Annotated in this window: 11 protein-coding genes, 1 tRNA gene and 1 pseudogene; 4 read left to right on the top strand and 9 right to left on the bottom strand. The window is 70.0% G+C overall.

From position 1 onward, the window contains the following. Positions 1 to 118 precede the first annotated feature (118 nt). The gene (pyk, locus tag PUR26_RS21450) at positions 119 to 1,546 is read left to right on the top strand and encodes a pyruvate kinase (protein WP_329874061.1); all 1,428 of its coding nucleotides are present in this window, start codon (positions 119 to 121) and stop codon (positions 1,544 to 1,546) included. Between the two features lie 4 nt (positions 1,547 to 1,550). Here the strand turns inward: pyk and PUR26_RS21445 are convergent, their stop codons facing one another. Together PUR26_RS21445 and PUR26_RS21440 are read right to left on the bottom strand one after the other, a co-directional pair. Next, on the bottom strand, positions 1,551 to 2,339 hold the full coding sequence (locus PUR26_RS21445; RefSeq protein ID WP_329874060.1) for a helix-turn-helix domain-containing protein: 789 nt from the start codon (positions 2,337 to 2,339) through the stop codon (positions 1,551 to 1,553). Positions 2,340 to 2,421: 82 nt separating this feature from the next. Continuing rightward, positions 2,422 to 2,508, bottom strand: a tRNA-Leu gene (locus tag PUR26_RS21440). A 93-nt stretch (positions 2,509 to 2,601) separates the two neighbouring features. On the opposite strand from PUR26_RS21440, the gene PUR26_RS21435 reads away from it, so the two are divergent. Continuing rightward, complete coding sequence (locus PUR26_RS21435; protein WP_329874059.1) at positions 2,602 to 3,258, top strand: ANTAR domain-containing response regulator; 657 nt, start codon at positions 2,602 to 2,604, stop codon at positions 3,256 to 3,258. 99 nt (positions 3,259 to 3,357) lie between these two features. On the opposite strand, the gene PUR26_RS21430 is transcribed toward PUR26_RS21435, so the two are convergent. From PUR26_RS21430 to PUR26_RS21410, 5 genes and pseudogenes are all read right to left on the bottom strand, one after another. Beyond that, positions 3,358 to 4,074 (bottom strand): ABC transporter ATP-binding protein, encoded by a 717-nt coding sequence (locus PUR26_RS21430; RefSeq protein ID WP_329874058.1) that lies wholly within the window; start codon positions 4,072 to 4,074, stop codon positions 3,358 to 3,360. A gap of 197 nt (positions 4,075 to 4,271) precedes the next feature. Further along, a pseudogene (locus PUR26_RS21425) lies at positions 4,272 to 5,360 on the bottom strand (ABC transporter ATP-binding protein); the annotation flags it as partial. Between the two features lie 5 nt (positions 5,361 to 5,365). Next, entirely contained in the window at positions 5,366 to 7,096 is a 1,731-nt protein-coding gene (locus tag PUR26_RS21420) for a branched-chain amino acid ABC transporter permease (RefSeq protein ID WP_329874287.1), read from the bottom strand. 5 nt (positions 7,097 to 7,101) lie between these two features. After that, entirely contained in the window at positions 7,102 to 8,034 is a 933-nt protein-coding gene (locus PUR26_RS21415; protein WP_329874057.1) for a branched-chain amino acid ABC transporter permease, read from the bottom strand. Positions 8,035 to 8,169: 135 nt separating this feature from the next. Then, positions 8,170 to 9,405: a branched-chain amino acid ABC transporter substrate-binding protein gene (locus tag PUR26_RS21410; RefSeq protein WP_329874056.1), complete on the bottom strand. Its 1,236-nt coding sequence runs from the start codon at positions 9,403 to 9,405 to the stop codon at positions 8,170 to 8,172. A 1,089-nt stretch (positions 9,406 to 10,494) separates the two neighbouring features. On the opposite strand from PUR26_RS21410, the gene PUR26_RS21405 reads away from it, so the two are divergent. Continuing rightward, positions 10,495 to 12,495, top strand: coding sequence for a Xaa-Pro dipeptidyl-peptidase (locus PUR26_RS21405; protein ID WP_329874055.1), 2,001 nt, complete (start codon positions 10,495 to 10,497; stop codon positions 12,493 to 12,495). 223 nt (positions 12,496 to 12,718) lie between these two features. On the opposite strand, the gene PUR26_RS21400 is transcribed toward PUR26_RS21405, so the two are convergent. Both PUR26_RS21400 and PUR26_RS21395 read right to left on the bottom strand, forming a co-directional pair. Next, positions 12,719 to 13,213: a PaaI family thioesterase gene (locus PUR26_RS21400; RefSeq protein WP_329874054.1), complete on the bottom strand. Its 495-nt coding sequence runs from the start codon at positions 13,211 to 13,213 to the stop codon at positions 12,719 to 12,721. Positions 13,214 to 13,263: 50 nt separating this feature from the next. After that, positions 13,264 to 15,561, bottom strand: a complete 2,298-nt coding sequence (locus PUR26_RS21395) for an FdhF/YdeP family oxidoreductase (protein WP_329874053.1) — start codon at positions 15,559 to 15,561, stop codon at positions 13,264 to 13,266. Positions 15,562 to 15,740: 179 nt separating this feature from the next. Here PUR26_RS21395 and polA point away from each other — a divergent pair, with 179 nt between their 5' ends. Further along, positions 15,741 to 18,428 carry a DNA polymerase I gene (gene polA / locus PUR26_RS21390; RefSeq protein ID WP_329874286.1) on the top strand — a complete coding sequence of 896 codons (2,688 nt, stop codon included), beginning with the start codon at positions 15,741 to 15,743 and terminating at the stop codon, positions 18,426 to 18,428. Positions 18,429 to 18,430 lie beyond the last annotated feature (2 nt).

Below are 18,430 nucleotides of genomic sequence, written 5' to 3'. Positions count from 1 at the left end.
GCTCATCGGAGCGCCGCCCCGCACAATTCAACACTTGTCAATAAGGCTTCACGCAAAGGTTGTTGAGTAGTCACGCCCGACCAATTCTCTACCCGCGGGTAAGCCCTAGGCTCGAAGCATGCGCCGAGCAAAGATCGTCTGTACCCTGGGGCCCGCCACCGACACGTACGACCAGATCAAGGCACTGGTCGAAGCCGGAATGGACGTGGCCCGCCTCAATCTCAGCCACGGCGGTTACGCCGATCACGAAGAGCGCTACCACCGCGTGCGCAAAGCCTCCGACGAAACCGGCCGAAGCGTCGGCGTACTCGCCGACCTTCAAGGCCCGAAGATTCGCCTCGGCCGCTTCCGCGAAGGACCCGTACTCCTTGAACGCGGCGACGACTTCACCATCACCGTCGAACCCGTGGAAGGCGACCGCCACATCTGCGGTACCACCTACGAAGGACTCGCCGCCGACGTCACCGCCGGTGAACGCATCCTCGTGAACGACGGCCGCGTGGCCCTCGACGTCGTCGCCGTCGAAGGGCCCCGGGTCCACACCCGCGTCGTCGAAGGCGGCATGGTCTCCGACAACAAGGGACTCAACCTCCCTGGCGTGGCCGTCTCCGTCCCCGCACTCTCCGACAAGGACGTGGACGACCTCCGCTGGGCCCTGCGCACCGGCGTCGACGTCATCGCCCTCTCCTTCGTACGCTCCGGACGCGACATCGAGGACGTCCACCGGATCATGGACGAGGAAGGCCGCCGCATCCCCGTCATCGCCAAGATCGAGAAGCCGCAGGCCGTCGACAACATCGACGACATCGTCGCCGCCTTCGACGGAATCATGGTGGCCCGCGGAGACCTCGGCGTGGAGATGCCGCTGGAGCAGGTACCCATCGTCCAGAAGCGCGCCGTCAAGCTGGCCAAGCGCAACGCCAAGCCCGTCATCGTCGCCACCCAGATGCTCGAATCGATGATCGACAACTCCCGGCCCACCCGCGCCGAGGCGAGCGACGTCGCCAACGCCGTCATCGACGGCACCGACGCCGTGATGCTCTCCGGCGAGACCAGCGTCGGAAAGTACCCCGTCGAGACGGTCAGGACCATGAGCCGGATCGTCGAAGCCGCCGAAGAGGACGTACTGGCCAAGGGCCTGCCCCCGCTGACCGAACGCAACAAGCCCCGCACCCAGGGCGGTGCCGTCGCCCGCGCCGCCGCCGAGATGGGCGACTTCCTCGGCGCCAAGTTCCTCGTCGCGTTCACACAGTCCGGCGACACGGTCAAGCGGCTCTCCCGCTACCGCTCGCCCATCCCGCTGCTCGCCTTCACACCGGACCCGGCCACCCGCTCCCAGCTCACCCTCACCTGGGGAGTCGAGACCTTCCTCGGCCCGCACGTCGACTCCACCGACGCGATGGTCGCGCAGGTCGACGAGCAGCTCCTGAGGATCGGACGCTGCCGGAAGGGCGACATCGTGGTCATCACGGCCGGCTCCCCTCCCGGTGTCGCGGGCACCACCAACCTCGTCCGCGTCCACCACATCGGCGAGAGCCTCAAGTAGCCGCTCAGTACTTCGGCCCGACGTGCGCGTCCATGAGCGCGACGGACGCGCGTCGGGCGACGGAGACGGTGTACGGATCGCCCCGGCGGGTGCAGTGCGTCCACTCGACCCCCAGTCCGTCGAGAGTGTCGGTGCAGAGCCGACGGATGTCGTCGGACGCATTGGTGAAGAAGTACCTCGGGTACTCGTACCGCTTCCGCTCCCCGCCGACGACCCGGGTCGCCCAGTTGGTGATCCGGCAGCCGTCGGAGTGGATGAGCCCCCGGACGAACTCCCAGGGGAAGGCGTCGACGATGCCCTGCTGCCAGCCCTGGAGGACGATGGGCCGCTCATGTTTCTTGCCGGGGCCGTGCTGGGGGAAGAGGCAGAACAGATGCCGCGAGTAGATCTTCACCTCCTGGCAGCCCTTCCGCTGCACTGTGGAGACGGAGTTCCCGCGCAATACGGCGCGCATGGCGTCCACGCACGCGTTGATGAGCCCAGGCCAGCTGTCGTCGCACGTGATGGAGAGGCTGGGCACTCTCATTGACCGGTTCTGGACGATGTGCCCGTCGCCCAGATACAGCCCCAGGAGGTACGCGTACGCCTCCTCGTTCAGGTCCCGTCCGTCACAGCGCGGGCACTTGGGGATGGAACGGCCCGGACACTCGCCGCGTTTCGCGCGGTCCACGTGCTTCCAGTAGCTGATCGTGCCGGTGGGGACGTTGAGCGTGCGTGCCACATCCGCGTTCCTGGCGCCGCCGCGCAGCAGGGTGAGCGCGTGCTGTCGTACGTCTGTGCCGTGAAAGTACATGCGCTCACTCTGCGCAACGCACGGTGTCCATGGGTAGCAAAAAGCGGACAATCACGCGAAGGTGAGCGTCCGCTTCAGGAGATGGTGCCGGGTATGGGATTCGAACCCACACGTCCTTTCGGACAGAGGTGTTTGAGACCTCCGCGTCAGCCAGTTGCGCCAACCCGGCGAGGTTGCCAGTCGGAGTGTACCCGGTGACCAGTGGAGCCAGCAGCTAGGTAGGCTTCTTCATGCAGTACCACGCCCCGAACGAGGAGCCCCCGTGAGCGCCCCCGAGTCGCCCCAGCCCGTCGCAGCCGACGACGACACGTCGCACGTCCCGCCGATGACGACCCGCGTCGTCATCGCCGAGGACGAGGCCCTCATCCGCCTCGACCTCAAAGAGATGCTCGAAGAAGAGGGCTACTCGGTCGTCGGCGAGGCCGGTGACGGTGCCCGGGCCGTGGAACTCGCCCGGGAGCACCGGCCCGACCTGGTCATCCTCGATGTGAAGATGCCGGTCCTCGACGGGATCTCGGCCGCCGAGCAGATCGCCGGTGAATCGATCGCCCCCGTGCTGATGCTCACCGCCTTCTCCCAGCGCGACCTCGTCGAGCGGGCCCGGGACGCCGGTGCCATGGCGTACCTGGTCAAGCCGTTCAGCAAGAGCGACGTCGTTCCCGCGATCGAGATGGCGGTGTCGCGGTTCGCCGAACTGAAGGCCCTGGAGAAGGAGGTCGCCGACCTCTCCCAGCGGCTGGAGACCCGCAAGCTGGTGGACCGGGCGAAGAGCATCCTGCAGACGCAGTACGGGCTGTCGGAGCCCGCGGCCTTCCGGTGGATCCAGAAGACGTCGATGGACCGGCGCATGTCGATGCAGCAGGTCGCCGAGGCGGTCATCGAGGACGCCGAGGAGAAGAAGGCCGCGAAGGGGCAGTAGCCCCCGGACGACGTGCAGGAGGCCCGTCCCCGCGGATCGCGGGGGCGGGCCTCCTGCCTTGTGCCTGCGGCACGGTGTCCAGGGCACCGTGCCCGCGGCTCAGTCCTCGCCGAGGTAGGTCTTGCGGACCTCGTCGTCGTGGAGCAGGTCCTCGCCCGTGCCGGACAGCTTGATGGAGCCGACCTCCAGCACGTACCCGTAGTCCGCCAGGGAGAGGGCGGCCTGCGCGTTCTGCTCGATGAGCAGGATCGTCATGCCCTCCGCCTTCAGCGTGGAGATGGTCTCCATGATCTTCTGCATCATGAGCGGGGAGAGGCCCATGGACGGCTCGTCCAGCATCAGCAGCTTGGGCTGGGACATCAGCGCCCGGCCCATGGCGAGCATCTGCTGCTCACCGCCGGAGAGGGTGCCCGCGGCCTGCTTGCGACGCTCGCCCAGGATGGGGAAGAGGTCGTAGGCGCGCTGGATGTCCTTCTCGATGCCTTCCTTGTCGCTCCGCAGGAACGCTCCGAGCTGGAGGTTCTCGGCGATGCTCAGGCGCGGGAAGATGTGCCGGCCTTCGGGGGAGTGGGCCATCCCCAGCGCGACGATCTTGTGAGCGGGAATGCCGCCGAGGGGCTTCCCATCAAAGATGATCTTTCCGCTGGTCGGCTTGAGCAGTCCGGAGAGGGTGCGCAGCGTGGTGGTCTTGCCGGCGCCGTTGGTGCCGATGAGGGTGACGACCTGGCCGGCCTCGACGGAGAAGGAGATGCCCTTGACGGCCTCGATCTTGCCGTAGGCGACCCTGAGGTCCTCGACCTCCAGGAGAGCGGTCACTTCGAGTCTCCTTCAGTGGTGCTGGGCGCTTTCCCGGTCGGGGACGAGGGCGTGGTGTCCTCCGTGTCCCGCGCTTCGGCCGTGTCCGGCGCTTCGTTCCCGGCGTCGGCCTCGGTCGCCGCGGCGGCTTCCGGGTCCGTGTCGGCCGTGCTTTCGGCGGGGGCGTCGGCCCCTGCCTCTGTGGCGGTCCCGGTGTCAGCCTCGGCTTCGGGCGCGGGCGCGGTCTCGGCTTCGGGCGCGGGCGCGGTCTCGGCCTCGGTCCCGGCTTCTGCCTCGGCCTCGGCGGGGGCGTCGGCCTCTGCGTCCGCCTCCGTGGCCGCCTCGGTCTTGGCCTCGGGGTCCGCCTCGGCCGGAGCCTCGGTCTTGGCCTCGGGGCCCGCCTCGGCCGGAGCCTCGGTCTTGGCCTCGGTCTCCGCGTCGGCCGCAGCCCCGGCGTGTGCCTCGGCGGCCTCGACCTCGGCGGCCTCCTCCGCGCCCGGCGCGCCCTCGAAGGGCGTTCCGAGGTAGGCGGCGATCACGCGCTCGTCGCCCTGGACGACCGAGGCGGTGCCTTCGATGAGCTTCTCGCCCTGGACGAGGCAGGCGACCCGGTCGCACAGGTTGAAGATGAAGCGCATGTCGTGCTCGATGACGAGGACGGCGATGCCCATGTCCCGGATGGCGAAGATGAGCTCTTCGGCCGCCCGGGTCTCCTGCGGGTTCATGCCGGCGGTGGGCTCGTCGAGGAGCAGCAGGCCGGGGTCGCTCGCGAGGGCCCGGGCGATCTCCAGCTTGCGCTGCTCGCCGTAGGGCAGGTTGCGGGCGAGGTGGTCGGCCTTGTGCTCCAGGCCGATGAACTCCAGGAGTTCCATGGCGCGGGCGTGGGAGGCGGCTTCGGCCTTCTTGAAGCCGGGGCCGCGGACGAGGGCGGACCAGAGTCCTTCCTTGGTCCGGGTGTGCCGGCCGACCAGGACGTTCTCCAGGACGGTCATGTTGGCGAACAGCCGGATGTTCTGGAAGGTGCGGGCGATGCCCGCCTTGGTGACCAGGTGCGGCTTGGGCGGCAGGACGGTGCCCTTGTAGCTGACCTTGCCCTCGGTGGGGACGTAGAGCCCGGTGAGGCAGTTGAAGAAGGTCGTCTTGCCGGCGCCGTTGGGGCCGATGAGGCCGACGATCTCTCCGGCGTTGACCGACAGGTCGACGGAGCGTACGGCGGTGAGGCCGCCGAACCGCATGGTGACGCCGCTGGCCTCGAGGACGGCCTGGGTCGTGGTGGTGCTGGTGGTGGTGCTGGTCGTGGTCGTCATGTTCTTCACGCCCCCGCCTTGGCGACGCCGACGGCGGAGTCGGGGAGTCCCTTTTCCGGTGTGTCGGTCTGGTCGGTCTCGTGGTACTCGAGCTGGGCGCGCCGGTTGGCGATGAGCCCCTCGGGGCGGAAGCGCATGAGCAGGATGAGGGCGATGCCGAAGCCGAGCAGCTGGTAGTCCTGGAGGAACTGGAGCTTGGCCGGGATCATGTAGAGGAGCGTGGCGCCGAGGAGCGGTCCGCTGATGGTGCCCATGCCGCCGAGGATGACGGCCGCCAGGAGGAAGGCCGAGTTGGGCGGTACGGGGCCGGCGAACTGGTACATCTCGGGGACCACGGTGTGCTGGACGTGTGCCTGGACGGTGCCGGCGAGGCCGGCGAGCGTGGCGCCGAGGGCGAAGGCGATGAGCTTGACGCGGAAGCCGTTGATGCCCATGGCGGTGGCGGCGGTCTCGTCCTCGCGGATCGCGACCCAGGCGCGGCCGATGCGGGAGCTGCCGGCGCGGCTGAAGACGAGGACCACGAGGATCGTCGCGAGCAGCATGAGCAGGTAGTAGTTGGCGTAGGCGCCGAGTTCGATGCCGAGCACGGTGTGGGGCTGCCCGAAGTTGAACCCGAAGAATTCGAGGTCGGGGATGTTCGGGATGCCGTTGGGGCCGTTGGTGATCTGCGGGCCGGAGACGCCGTCGAGGTTGCCCATGGCGATGCGGAAGATCTCTCCGAAGCCCAGGGTGACGATGGCGAGGTAGTCGCCGCGCAGGCGGAGTGTCGGGGCGCCGATGACGACGCCGAAGATCAGCGACACGATGGCGCCGGTGAGCACCGCGGCCCAGAAGGGGAAGTGCAGGTCGAAGGCGGAGGCCGTCGAGCCGGAGACGAGGGCGGCGGTGTAGGCGCCGACGCCGAGGAAGGCGACGTATCCGAGGTCGAGCAGGCCGGCGAGGCCGACGACGACGTTCAGGCCGAGTGCCACGGTCGCGAAGATGAGGATGTTGACCGCGACGAGCGTGTACTGGTCGGTGCTCTGGGTGAAGGGGAAGGTCGCGGCGGCGACGAAGGCCGAGATGACGGTGACCTGGCGGTACTTGGCCGTGACGGCCGAGAGCCGGGCGACGAGACCGGCCTTCATGAGCGCGGCGACGGCGAACCCGACGGTGATCAGGTAGCCGGTGAAGAGTTCGGCGTACTCGGTGTCGATGCCGTAGGTGATCACGAAGAGGCCGACGGCGAACGCGGCGACGATGATCAGGATTTCGGCCCAGGAGGGGAGGGCCTTGGGCTTGGCGGCCTTGCGGGTGTCGTCGGGGAGCAGGAACGCGGCGGCGAGGGGTATCGCGGTGGCCACGGCGGCGACGTAGCCGCCGGGCTCCAGGTTCACGACGCCGCCGAGTTCGACGGTGATGGCGACGAGGGTGAACCAGGTGGTGGCGAAGCCGCCGAGGGCGAGGAGTTTGAGGGCCTTGGTGGTTCCGGCGGGGGCCAGCCAGCCGAGGCCCTTGATGCCGAGGGCCGCGAGTGCGTACAGGGCGATGAGTGCGCCGGCCGTGAGGGTGAGGACCTGCAGGCCGCCGGGGTAGCCGGTGACGGTGAGGTCGCCGGGGAACGCGTCGGTCCAGGTCCAGGCCAGGAAGGTGCTGGCGACGGTGGCTGCGCCGCCGAGAGCGGTCACCCAGCGCAGTGCGGTGGCTCGGGAGACGTCCTGTGCGGCATCGGCCGTCTTGGTGGTGTCGGTGGTCATCGTTCTCACGCCCGATCCGCGACGCGCTCACCGAGCAGGCCCTGCGGCCTGACGAGGAGTACGACGATGAGGAGTACGAAAGCCCAGACGTTGGACCAGGCGCCACCGCCGAGCTGCTGCATGCCGGGGATTTCCTCGATGTAGGCGATCGACAGGGCTTCGGCGAGGCCGAGCACCACGCCGCCGACCATGGCGCCGTAGATGTTGCCGATGCCGCCGAGCACTGCGGCGGTGAAGGCCTTCAGGCCGAGGATGAAGCCCATCTCGAAGTTGATCTGGCCCTTGTCCAGGCCGTAGGCGACCGCGGCGACCGCTGCGAAGGCGGCGCCGATGGCGAAGGCCATCACGATGATGCGGTCGGTGTTGATGCCCATCAGCTTCGCTGTGTCGGGGTCCTGCGCGGTGGCCTGCATGGCGCGGCCGCTGCGGCTCTTGGAGACGAAGAGGCCGAGGGCGAGCATGCACAGCGGGGCGAGGACGAGCACGAAGGCGTCGGCGCGCTGGATGGCGAGGTTGTCGAAGATCTTGAAGGAGTCCCCGGTGAACTCGGGGAAGCTCCGGGCCGCCTTGGCTTCGGGGTAGAAGCCCCAGACGATCTGCTGCAGGGCGATGGACAGACCGATGGCGGTGATGAGCGGGGCGAGCCGTGGTGCGGTGCGCAGGGGCCGGTAGGCGAAGCGCTCCGCGGCCGTGGCGACGGCGACGGAGGCAATTGCGCCGCCGATGATCATGAGTGGTATCGCCACCAGGAGACTGGTTCCGCTGGGGAGCCATATGTAGGTGGTGAGGGCGCCGAAGCCCCCGATCATGAAGATCTCGCCATGGGCGAAGTTGATGAGCTGGACGATGCCGTAGACCATGGTGTACCCGATGGCGATGAGACCATAGAGGGCGCCGAGGGCAAGGCCGTTGGCCAGCTGTTGCGGCAGTTCGTTCACCGCAGGGCCTCCGATGAGCTTGTCGGATATGAGTCCGCGCGAGGGCGCTGTTTGCGCCCTCGCGCGGCTGAGTTCAATTCGGTGGGTGGTGGGGGAGGGGCCGCTGGGCCGGTTCCTCCCGGGTCGGTCGTCCGGTCAGTCCTCGAAGGTCGCGGACTTGACGTCGGTCCAGTCGGCACCCTTCACCGAGTAGACGGTGAGCTGCTTGTTGGTGGTGTCGCCGAACTCGTCGAACGAGACCTTGCCGGTCACACCGTCGAAGGAGACCTTGGACATGGCCTCGACGACCTTCTTGCGGGCGTCGGCCGGCACCTTGCCGTCGTTGTCCGCGACGACCGCCTTGACGGCCTGGATGATGCTCCACGCGGCGTCGTAGGAGTAGCCGCCGTACGCCGCGTACGGGTCCTTGTAGCCGCCGGCCTTGTAGTCCGCGATGAACTTCTTGGCGGTCGGGAGCTTCTCGACCGGGTAGCCGACGGAGGTCGCGAGGTCGCCGTCGTTCGCCACGCCGGAGGCCTTGATGAAGGCCGGGTCGTAGATGCCGTCGCCACCCATGGTGGGGATCTTGGCCCCGGTCTTCTTGATCTGGTCGGAGAGGAGGCCGCCCTCGGGGTACTGGCCGCCGAAGTAGACGGAGTCCGCGCCGGAGGCCTTGACCTTGTCGGCGGTGGAGGAGAAGTCGGTCTCCTTGACCGTGACGTGGTCGGTGCCGGCGATGGTGCCGCCGAGGCGCTCGAACTCCTTGGCGAAGATCGAGGCGAGGCCGGCGCCGTAGGTCTGCTTGTCGTCGACGACGAAGACCTTCTTCTTCTTGGCGTCGTTGTACAGGTACTGGGCGGCGAACTTGCCCTGGACGACGTCGGTGGTGGCGGTACGGAAGTAGGTGGCGAAGGTCCGCTTCTTTTCGCCCTTGCCCCAGTTGTCGCCCTGGCTCAGGGCCGGGTTGGTGTTGGCCGGGGAGACCTGGGTGAGGTTGGCGGTGTTGAAGACGCCCTGCATCGACTGGGAGACGCCGGAGTTCAGCGGGCCCACGACGCCGAGGACGTCCTTGTTGCCGACCAGTTTGGTGGCGTTGGCCTGACCGGAGGCGGGTACGGCCTGGTCGTCGAGGGCTTCGATCTTGAACTCGACGCCGGGGACCTCGTTGTTCTTGTTGGCGGTGTTGACCGCGAGGTCGACCGAGTTCTTGATGCCCTGGCCGAGCGCGGAAAGCGATCCGGTGAGCGGTGCGTCGACTCCGATCACGACGGTGGTCTTGCCTCCGTCGTTCCCGCCACTGCCCTTGCTGTCGTCGCGCGACCCGCAGGCGGTGAGGGTGAGTGCCCCCGTGGTGATCACGGTGGTGAGTATGAGCAAGGAACGGTGTCGCACGAGTGAATCCTTTCCCTGGCGCGGCCTCCTCGAACTGAGGTGCCGTTTGGTCGCCGGGCCGTACTGGGGTGCTGAAGGGGCTGTGAAGCAGACGCGCCCGGCGGCGCGGTGACTGGCGGTGACTCTAAGCGCAGCTGATGGAGTCGGGGACCGGTGAAGGACAGGATGTGACTGTCTTGTTATGCCGGAGGGGAGAGCTCGTGGTCAGTGTGTGTACAGAAGCGGGCTTTCCGGTCGTCCCCCAAGTGTTCACATGCTGAGAACGCCCAGTTCCGCTCAGGGGCTTGAGTGGATCTTGCTGCTGACGCGCCGGAGGCCGCGGAGGGGTCGGCGGGCTCTTCGGCGGGCGCGGCCCGCGGTGGGGGCGAGTCCGATCTCTCGTTTCGCGATTGTTACGCAGTGTTACGGCATGGAGTGTCGATCCGATCGAGCGGGGATCGTCCTCGCAGGTCCCGGCACCGGCTTCCGGGTAACGCCCTCCGGATTCCGGTCGCCCGGAGGGGTGGTCCGGCACTCATCGTGGCGGGTGGCACCCGGTTCCCGGGGCCTCCGCTCGCGCCGTCGGCCGCCTCGCGGCGCCGCCCGGCCCTTCGCCTCGGCAACCGCGGTGCCGGAAAACGTTCTTCGCGCTCCCCGACGTCCCGAGCCTCGGCCGGAAGGGTGTCACGGGTCGTCAACTGCGCCTCGGGCGGACCCGTCCGGTTCCGGACCCCTGCCGTCCCCGTGCCACCGCTCGCCGCCGCCGCCCGGTGGGGGGTGCCGGCGGGTTCCGCCGTGCCCGTGTGCCCGGCCGTGGCCGTCCGCCCCGGTGAGGCGGGCCGACGGCGGCCCGAACGGCCGTCCGCCGTCGGTGTGGTGGGCGGTGTGTGCGTCGCAGGTCCGGCCGAGGCGCGCGAAGTGCCCGTCCCTCTGCCCGTGAACCTCATGAAGGAACGCTAGGTGGTGACCATGGGTGACACAACAGCCGCTTGGGAAAAGGAAGTTGCGGTCTGGTGCGACAGATGTGGAAGCGGTGGAATGTGTGCGCGCTTCCCGCGTGATCGTCACATTCTCCGGCCTCTGGAGGCAGGCACGATGGTGAGATCCACGATGGCGAGAGCCGTCGGAACAGGTTCCTTCCGCACCGTCCGGCGCTTCGGCGTGGCCGTGCTGGCGGTCTCGCTGGTCGCGGTTCTTCCCCCGCCCGCGGCGACGGCCGGACCGGCCCCCGGGCTGAGGATCGTCGATGGTTCCACCCAGCCGGTCTTCTCCCGCGCGGACGCGGTCCACCAGCTCGTGGACATCCGGACGGAGACGGACAGCGACGGCGACGGCGAGCGGGACACCGTACGGATGCGGATCCTGCGGCCGAAGGAGACCGACGCGGGTCTGCGCGTCGCCACCGTCATCGAGGCGAGTCCCTACTGGGGCGGCGGCAACGACGTCCCGTTCCACGACGTCGACGTGGAGGAGGACGGGCTGCCGGCCGGTGCGCGGCCCGGCGGGCCCGAGCGGCTGCCCGGCCTGCTCGCGGCCGCCCCGGGCCGGCTCGCCGAGGCGCCCGCCGCTTCGGGCACGGACGCCGCGGTGGCGGCCGGAGCCTCCGCCCCGGCCGTCGTCTTCCCCGGCTACACCGACAACTACTTCCTGCCCCGCGGCTACGCCGTCGCACAGCTCGACAGCATCGGTACGGGCGGATCGACCGGCTGCCCCACGTCCGGCGGCCATGAGGAGACGCTCGGCGCGAAGGCGGCGGTGGACTGGCTGAACGGCCGGGCGAAGGGCTGGGACCCGCAGGGGCGGCCGGTCACCGCCGACTGGTCCACCGGCAACGCCGCGATGATGGGGATCTCGTACAACGGGACCCTGCCCATCGCTGTCGCGGCCACGGGCGTCCAGGGGCTGAAGGCGATCGTGCCGATCTCCGGGATCTCCTCCTGGTACGACTACTACCGGGCGAACGGCGGCGTCCTCGCGCCCGGCGGCTTCCAGGGCGAGGACACCGACGTCCTCGCCAAGGCCGTCTACAGTCGCGCCGACCGGCAGATCTGCGCACCCGTGCTGGACCGGCTCACCGCGCGGCAGGACCGCGCGAGCGGTGACCACTCCCGGTTCTGGCGGGAGCGGGACTATCTCAAGGACGTACGGAGGATCGAGGCCGGGGTCTTCCTGGTGCACGGACTCAACGACTGGAACGTGAAGACCCGGCAGGCCGGACGGCTCTGGGAGGAGCTGGGGCGCAGCGGTGTGCCGCGCAAGCTGTGGCTGCACCAGGCCGGGCACAGCAACCCGATGCCGCTGCGCATGGAGGAGTGGCTGACCCAGCTGCACCAGTGGTTCGACCACTGGCTGTACGACGTGGACAACGGTGTGACGCGAGAGCCGCGGGTCGATGTCGAGCAGGCGGACTTCACCTGGCGTACGCAGCCGGACTGGCCGGCGCGGGGCACCCGTGAGGTGACGCTGCGGCTGAACGCGGACGGGCTGTCGCCGCTGCCCGGCCGGCCCGTGCGGCAGACCATGACGGACACGGGCCGCACCGTCCGGGCCGAACAGCTGGTGGCGGACCCGGACGCCGTGAACCCCGGCCGGCTCGCCTACACCACCGGGCCGCTCCCCGCCGACCTCCGGCTCAGCGGCGCGCCGTCGATGTCGGTCCGGGCGTCGGTGGCCGGGACGTCGCCGTATCTGACGGCGCTGCTCGTCGACTACGGGACGGCCACCAGGGCGACCGCGGGGACGGTCGCGGACACCACGGCGCCGGTCTGCTACGGCCAGGGCGTCCCGGGCGACACGGGCTGCGCGTACCGGACCCGTCACCGCACGGAGACCGCCGACTTCAAGATCGTCACGCGCGGGTGGCTGGATGTCCGCAACCGTGACTCCCTCGCCCGCCAGAGCCCGGTCGTGGAGGGGCGAGAGTACCGGCTGGAGTGGGACATGCAGCCCCAGGACCACGTCTTCGGCAAGGGGCACCGGCTGGGCGTGGTGCTCATCTCGACGGACCACGACTACACGCTGCGCCATCCGGCGGGGACGAGGACGACCGTCCGCGCCGGGGCGGCCCGTATCACCCTGCCGGTGGCGCCCGTCGCACCCGCGGGGCGTTAGGGCCTCTCGTTCCGATCTCGCCCGTCGTCCCAGCGACCACGCGCCCGTCCCGGCCGGGCCTCGCCCGGAGCGCCGACGGGCCCGCCGGACGCGCCCCGGCCGGCGCGGGCTCGCCCGCCCCGGCGGCGGCCGGCCCGGGGGCTCCGAGCGGCTTCCGGCCCGGCCGTCGTCCGCGTACGGCGGCCGTCCGGGTACGGGCGGCTCCCGGCCGGCCTGCGGGGAGTCAGCCGGCGGCGGCTCCGGTGACCCGCTCGGCGTCCTTGGCGGAGACCTCGCGCAGCATGCAGGTCAGACGGGCGGTGCAGACCCGCCTGTCCTGCTCGTCGGTGATGACGATCTCGTACGTGGCGGTGGAGCGGCCCCGGTGGACGGGGGTGGCCACGCCGGTCACCAGCCCGCTGCGGACTCCCCGGTGGTGGGTGCAGTTCAGGTCGACGCCCACGGCGATCCTGGACACGCCGCCGTGCAGCATCGAACCGACCGAGCCGAGGGTCTCCGCCAGCACGGCGGAGGCCCCGCCGTGCAGAAGCCCGTACGGCTGGGTGTTGCCCTCGACCGGCATGGTGCCGACGACCCGCTCGGCGGACGCCTCCACGATCTGCACGCCCATGCGGTTGCCGAGGTGCCCGGCGGAGAACAGCGCGGGCAGGTCGACTCCCAGCGCGGCGTACTCGTCGAGAACCTCCTGCGGGAACTTCACGCCTGTCTGTTCACCCATGGGCCCGGCTCCGTTCGTCGTCGTACGTCGTCAGCCGCCTAAGCGAACGCTCAGGCGGACGGTGATTGTTCCAGACGCACGATCACGGACTTGCTGGCGGGGGTGTTGCTGACGTCCGCGGTGGACTCCAGGGGCACCAGGACGTTCGTCTCGGGGTAGTACGCGGCGGCGCAGCCCCGGGCGGTCGGGTAGTGGGCCACCCGGAAGCCCGCCGCCCGGCGCTCGGTGCCGTCGGTCCACTCGCTGACCAGGTCGGTGTACGCGCCGTCCTCAAGGCCCCGCTCGCGGGCGTCGTCCGGATGGACCAGGACCACGCGGCGGCCGCCCTTGATGCCCCGGTAACGGTCGTCGAGGCCGTAGATCGTGGTGTTGTACTGGTCGTGCGAGCGCAGCGTCTGCAACAGCAGCCGGCCCTGGGGGACCCGGGGGTACTCGACGGGGGCGGCGGTGAAGTTGGCCTTGCCGGTCGCGGTGGGGAAACGCCGCTCGTCGCGCGGGGCGTGCGGCAGTGCGAAGCCGCCGGGACGGGCGATCCTGGTGTTGAAGTCCTCGAAGCCGGGGACCACGCGGGAGATGCGGTCGCGGATCGTCGCGTAGTCCCGCTCGAACTCCTCCCACGGCGTCGTCGAACCCGCGCCCAGCACGGCCCGCGCCATGCGGGCGACGATGGCGGGCTCGGAGAGCAGACGCGGGCCGGCGGGCGGGAGATTGCCCCGGGAGGCGTGCACCAGGCCCATCGAGTCCTCGACGGTGACGAACTGCGCCACCCCCTTCCCGCCGGAGGCGCCGCCGCGCAGGTCCTTGTCGGTGCGGCCCAGGGTGGGCAGGATCAGCGCGCGCGTGCCGGTGACCGCGTGCGACCGGTTCAGCTTGGTCGACACGTGCACGGTGAGCCGGGCGCGGCGCATCGCCGCCTCGGTGACCTCGGTGTCCGGCGTCGCTCCGACGAAGTTGCCGCCCATGGCGAAGAAGACCTTCGCCTCGCCGTCGCGCAGGGCCTGGATGGACCGGACGACGTCGAACCCGTGGTGGCGGGGGGAGGTGATGCCGAACTCCTTGTCCAGGGCGTCCAGGAACGCGGCCGAGGGCCGCTCGAAGATGCCCATCGTGCGGTCGCCCTGCACGTTGGAGTGGCCCCGCACGGGGCAGACACCGGCGCCGGGGCGTCCGATGTTGCCGCGCAGCAGCAGGAAGTTGACCACCTCGCGGATGGTCGGCACGGAGTGCTTGTGCTGGGTGAGGCCCATGGCCCAGCACACGATGGTGCGCTCGGAGGCCAGGACCATGCCCAGGGCCCGCTCGATCTCGTCGCGCTCCAGGCCCGTGGCGGCGAGGGTCTCGTCCCAGTCGGCGGCCCGCGCGGCGGTCGTGAAGGCGTCGTACCCGTGCGTGTGGTCGCGGACGAACTCCTCGTCGACCGCGCCCGGGGTGTCGAGGATCAGCCTGTTCAGCAGGCGGAACAGGGCCTGGTCGCCGCCGATGCGGATCTGCAGGAAGAGATCGGTGAGGTCGGTGCCCTTGAGCATGCCGCGCGGGGTCTGCGGGTTCCTGAACCGCTCCAGACCCGCCTCGGGCAGCGGATTCACCGAAATGATCTTCGCGCCGGCGGACTTGGCCTGCTCCAGCGCCGAGAGCATCCGCGGGTGGTTCGTGCCGGGGTTCTGTCCCGCGACGATGATCAGGTCGGCGCGGTGCAGATCCTCCAGCGAGACGCTTCCCTTGCCGACGCCGATCGTCTCCGTCAGGGCCGAGCCGGACGACTCGTGGCACATGTTCGAGCAGTCCGGCAGATTGTTGGTGCCGAACTCGCGGGCGAAGAGCTGGAGCAGGAACGCCGCTTCGTTGCTGGTGCGCCCCGAGGTGTAGAAGAGCGCCTCGTCGGGGGAGGAGAGCGCCCTCAGCTCCTCCGCGATGATCGCGAACGCGCGCTCCCAGCTCACCGCCTCGTACCGGTCCGCGCCCTCCGGCAGGTACATCGGCTCGGTGATCCGGCCCTGCTGCCCCAGCCAGTACCCGCTGCGCGCGTCGAGGTCCGCGACGGGGTGGGCGGCGAAGAAGTCCGGGGTGACACGGCGCAGCGTCGCCTCCTCGGCGACGGCCTTCGCCCCGTTCTCGCAGAACTCCGCGACATGCCGCTTGTCGCCCTCGGGCCAGGCGCAGCCGGGACAGTCGAAGCCGTCCTTCTGATTGACCTTGAGCAGCGTGCGCGCCGTGCGGCGCACCCCCATCTGCTGCTGGGAGATCCGCAGTGTGTGGGCGACGGCGGGCAGCCCCGCGGCCGCGTGCTGCACCGCCCCGACCTGCGGTGCGTCCTGGACCGGGTCACCCGCGGGCGGCTTGCTGGCCATCGCGCTCTCCTTCGAGCTCGCTGCTTGTGCGCTACACCCACGATCCTGTCACGCGCCACCGACAGGGGCTCCCGCCCGGTCCCGGCCGGTCGGGATTGTCGGTGGTCCGTGGCAGGATCGTGTCCGTGGCTGAGACAGCATCGAAGAAGACCGAAGACAACCGTCCCCGCCTGCTCCTCATGGACGGGCACTCCCTGGCGTACCGGGCGTTCTTCGCGCTGCCCGCGGAGAACTTCACGACCGCGAGCGGTCAGACGACCAACGCCATCTACGGCTTCGCGTCGATGCTGGCGAACACGCTGCGCGACGAGGCGCCCACGCATTTCGCCGTGGCCTTCGACGTGTCCCGCAAGACCTGGCGCTCGCAGGACTTCCCCGAGTACAAGGCGAACCGCTCCAAGACCCCCGACGAGTTCAAGGGGCAGGTCGAGCTGATCGGCGAGCTCCTCGACACCATGAACGCGGTGCGGTTCGCGGTGGACGGCTTCGAGGCCGACGACATCATCGCCACCCTCGCCACGCAGGCCGAGGCCGCGGGGTTCGAGGTGCTGATCGTCACCGGCGACCGGGACTCCTTCCAGCTGGTCTCCGACCATGTGACCGTGCTGTACCCGACCAAGGGCGTCTCCGAGCTGACCCGCTTCACTCCGGCGAAGGTCGAGGAGAAGTACGGCCTCACCCCCCGGCAGTACCCGGACTTCGCGGCGCTGCGCGGCGACCCGTCCGACAACCTTCCGGGCATCCCCGGTGTCGGTGAGAAGACCGCCACGAAGTGGATCAACCAGTTCGGCTCGTTCGCGGAGCTCGTGGAGCGTGCCGACGAGGTCAAGGGCAAGGTCGGCCAGGCCCTGCGCGACCACCTGGAGTCGGTCAGGCTCAACCGGCACCTGACCGAGCTGGTCCGTGACGTCGAGCTGCCCAAGGCGGTCGCCGAGCTGGAGCGCGCGCCCTACGACCGCACCGCCCTGAAGGGCTTCCTGGAGGTCCTGGAGATCCGCAACCCCAGCCTGCGGGAGCGGCTCCTCGCGGTCGACCCCGGTGCGGAGGAGGAAGAGGCCCCGGCGCCCGAGGCGGGCGTCGAGGTGGACGGCGACGTGCTGGGCGCCGGCGAGCTGGCTCCCTGGCTGGAGCGGCACGGCGGACAGCCGCTCGGCGTGGCGACCGTCGCCACCTGGGCCCTGGGCGTCGGCAACGTCAGCGAGGTCGCGCTGGCGGCCGCCGGGGGCGCCTCCGGCACCGAGGGCCACGGGGGCGGGAAGGCGGCCTGGTTCGACACGACCCAGCTGGACGAGGCCGACGAGCGGGCCTTCGCGGCCTGGCTGGCCGACCCCGACCGGCCCAAGGTCATGCACAACGCCAAGGAGGCCCTGCGGGTCTTTCCCGAGCACGGCTGGGACGTCGCCGGCATCACCATGGACACGGCGCTCGCCGCCTATCTGGTCAAGCCCGGCCGCCGGTCCTTCGCCCTGGACGCCCTCTCCGTCGAGTACCTCCACCGCGAGCTGGCCCCGGCCGCCGCCGACGGGCAGCTGGCCTTCGGCACGGAGGAGGAGCACGCCGAGGCGGACGCGCTGATGGCGCAGGCCCGCGCGGTCCTCGACCTCGGCGACGCGTTCGGCGAGAAGCTGGACGAGGTCGGCGCGACCGAGCTGCTGCACGACGTGGAGCTGCCCACCTCGCTGCTGCTGGCCCGGATGGAGCGGCACGGCATCTCCGCCGACCGCGCGCACCTGGAGGCCATGGAGCAGCAGTTCGCCGGCGCCGTCCAGCAGGCGGTCAAGGAGGCGCACGCCTCGGTCGGCCACGAGTTCAACCTCGGCTCGCCCAAGCAGCTCCAGGAGGTCTTCTTCGGTGAGCTGAACCTCCCCAAGACGAAGAAGACCAAGACCGGTTACACCACCGACGCCGACGCCCTGGCCTGGCTGGCCGGGCAGACCGAGCACGAGCTGCCGGTCATCATGCTGCGCCACCGCGAGCAGGCCCGGCTGCGCTCCACCGTCGAGGGGCTGATCAAGACGATCGCGGCCGACGGCCGGATCCACACCACGTTCAGCCAGACGGTCGCGGCGACCGGACGACTGTCGTCCACCGACCCCAATCTGCAGAACGTGCCCGTCCGCACCGACGAGGGCCGTGCCATCCGCCACGGCTTCGTCGTCGGCGAGGGCTTCGAGTCGCTGATGACCGCCGACTACAGCCAGATCGAGCTGCGGGTGATGGCGCACCTGTCGGAGGACGAGGGCCTGATCGAGGCGTTCGCCTCGGGCGAGGACCTGCACAACACCGTCGCCTCCCAGGTCTTCGGTGTGGAGCGCTCGGCGGTCGACGCGGAGATGCGCCGCAAGATCAAGGCCATGTCGTACGGCCTGGCGTACGGCCTCTCCGCCTTCGGCCTCTCCCAGCAGCTGAACATCGAGGCCGGTGAGGCGCGGGCCCTGATGGACACGTACTTCGAGCGGTTCGGCGGAGTGCGCGACTACCTGCGCCGTGTCGTCGACGAGGCCCGTGCCACCGGCTACACGGAGACGATGCTCGGCCGCCGCCGTTATCTGCCCGACCTGAACAGCGACAACAGGCAGCGCCGCGAGGCCGCCGAGCGGATGGCGCTCAACGCCCCGATCCAGGGCACCGCCGCCGACATCGTGAAGGTCGCCATGCTGAACGTCGGCCGGGCGCTGGAGGAGGCGCGACTGCGCTCCCGGATGCTGCTCCAGGTCCACGACGAAATCGTCCTGGAGGTGGCCGCGGGGGAGCGCGAGCGGGTGGAGGAGATCGTCCGTCGCGAGATGTCGGCCGCGGTCGTCCTGCGCGCGCCGCTGGACGTCTCGGTGGGCGTGGGCCCCGACTGGGAGTCCGCCGCGCACTGACA

The organism is Streptomyces sp. SP18CS02 (assembly GCF_036322365.1).
Taxonomy (GTDB): Bacteria; Actinomycetota; Actinomycetes; order Streptomycetales; family Streptomycetaceae; genus Streptomyces.
The sequence above is the reverse complement of the archived record's forward strand: the minus strand, read 5'-3'. Positions and strand labels throughout refer to the sequence as shown.